The 254-nt window shown below is 65.7% G+C and carries 1 protein-coding gene; it reads left to right on the top strand.

Annotated elements, in window-relative coordinates; translation table 11 throughout:
• Positions 1–254: aminotransferase class III-fold pyridoxal phosphate-dependent enzyme (locus CUZ56_RS15275; protein ID WP_126981204.1), on the top strand; the 254-nt coding region annotated here is incomplete at both ends.

Raw genomic sequence — 254 nt, 5'->3', positions numbered from 1 at the left:
CGACGAGATCGCCGCCGCGATATCGCGGCGCACGGCCGCGGTGATCGTGGAGACGATCCAGGCCGAGGCCGGCGTCATCGAAGCCGACCCACACTATCTGCATGGATTGCGCCGCCTGTGTGATGAGCATGGAGCGTTGCTGCTGTTCGACGAGGTTCAGACCGGTGTGTGCCGCACCGGTCCTTTCCTGTCCTTCGAAACCCTCGGGGTGGTCCCTGATGCCTGCTCGATCGCCAAAGGCATCGCCGCCGGGC

It is taken from the genome of Saezia sanguinis (genome assembly GCF_003991585.1).
Taxonomy (GTDB): Bacteria; Pseudomonadota; Gammaproteobacteria; order Burkholderiales; family Burkholderiaceae_C; genus Saezia; species Saezia sanguinis.
This window is presented reverse-complemented; position numbering and strand designations above follow the sequence as displayed.